1 protein-coding gene is annotated in these 1,511 nt (G+C 41.7%); it reads left to right on the forward strand.

Annotated features, from left to right (window positions below; all coding sequences use genetic code 11):
• Positions 1–145: 145 nt before the first annotated feature.
• A complete protein-coding gene (locus tag AACQ83_RS24085) occupies positions 146–1,411 on the forward strand; it encodes a tyrosine-type recombinase/integrase (protein ID WP_112886968.1) in 1,266 nt (421 codons plus the stop codon).
• Positions 1,412–1,511: the final 100 nt, after the last annotated feature.

Raw genomic sequence — 1,511 nt, forward strand, 5'->3', positions numbered from 1 at the left:
AATTGATTTTAAATTGAAATTTATTTTTTCTCGGCTTGTCTTAGTCAGTGATAATCATAAATATTCATCTCGTGTCATGGAAAATATGTACATGTCGGTGTACATAAACTACATTAAGAGCTGTATTATTTTTGAGGCAATTAATATGGCAATTACTGATTCATGGCTGCGTTCAATTAACGGCAAACCACAAGAAAAGATGATCACTAAGTCCGATAGAGATGGTCTCTCTGTTCGTGTTACCCCCAGGGGGAAAGTTATATTTCAGTTTAGATACCGATGGGACGGTAAAGGAGATCGAATTGATATCGGCACGTATCCAGCAACGAGCTTAAAAGATGCTCGTGACTCAGTGATTTCTTATCGCGGGGAACTGGAGCAACATCGAAATCCCAAGACAGTTAAACGCGTTCGCAGAGAATCTGCATTGAGTGCGGTCACTGTGGAAAAGCTTATCCGGGAGTGGTGGAAAACGACAATGCAAGGTTCGAAAATTAACGCTGACCAGATATTGCGTTCTTTCGAAATTCATGTTTTCCCCAAAATTGGTAAATTGCCTCATGACGAGGTGACGCTTCATGTCTGGCTTACTTTAATTGAAGACGTAGCCAAACAGCTTCCATCAATTGGAACGCGTATATTGACCTATTCTAAAACCGCTCACCGATGGGCTGTTCGGCGAGGAATGACACATACAACCCCTTTGTCTGATGTAGCATCAAGTGACCTAAGAGGGAAGGTTGTTGATATCGATACAGACATTGATATCGATGTTGACACGGGAGAAAGGGCATTAAGTGAAGAGGAACTAGTGATTCTTTTTCGTATTATCAATTCCCCTAAATATAACCCGCGCAACGCATTAATAATAAAATTATGTCTGTTATTTGGGTGTCGTATTGGTGAATTACTGAAAGCTAAAGTTAATGATTTTGATTATGAGAAAAATATCTGGACTGTCCCTCCCGTAAACCATAAAACAGGGAGAAAATCCAAAAAACCTATTGTCAGACCGATTATTCCCGAAGCTAAAGAATTAATTGAACAGGCAAAGAAATTAAATCACGGGAGTGAATATTTGTTTACTGTATTTGATGGCAAACCCTTCAATAAAGGATCACATGCGAACATCATTGATGTTCTCAATAAAAAGATGGCACCTCACTTTGATCCTTACACTTCCTGGTCAATCCACGACTTACGCCGGACAATGCGCACCGGGGTTTCTGAATTAACGCCGCCTCACGTCGCTGAAACGATGATAGGTCATAAACTGCCGGGAGTGTGGCAGGTGTACGATAAGCACACCTACCTGAATGAACAGAGAGAGGCATATTCTCGCTGGTGGGAAAAGCTGACTAAAATTGTTTCCCGTTCTCCCAGTCAAGAATATCCTGCCACAAAAAATTAAGTTGGTCGGATTTAAACTTGGGCCTCGGGAAGCCTTCCCGCTTTTGCTTCCCGTTGCTCGCCCATAACCTTATCGTGTGTGGTGTTACACCGTACCGATC

This window comes from Photorhabdus sp. S10-54, from assembly GCF_963878145.1.
Classification (GTDB): domain Bacteria; phylum Pseudomonadota; class Gammaproteobacteria; order Enterobacterales; family Enterobacteriaceae; genus Photorhabdus; species Photorhabdus kayaii.

Bases quoted from the DNA above. Each gene is read 5' to 3' on its own strand.
- AACQ83_RS24085 (WP_112886968.1), top strand. From the start codon at position 146: ATGGCAATTACTGATTCATGGCTGCGTTCAATTAACGGCAAACCACAA.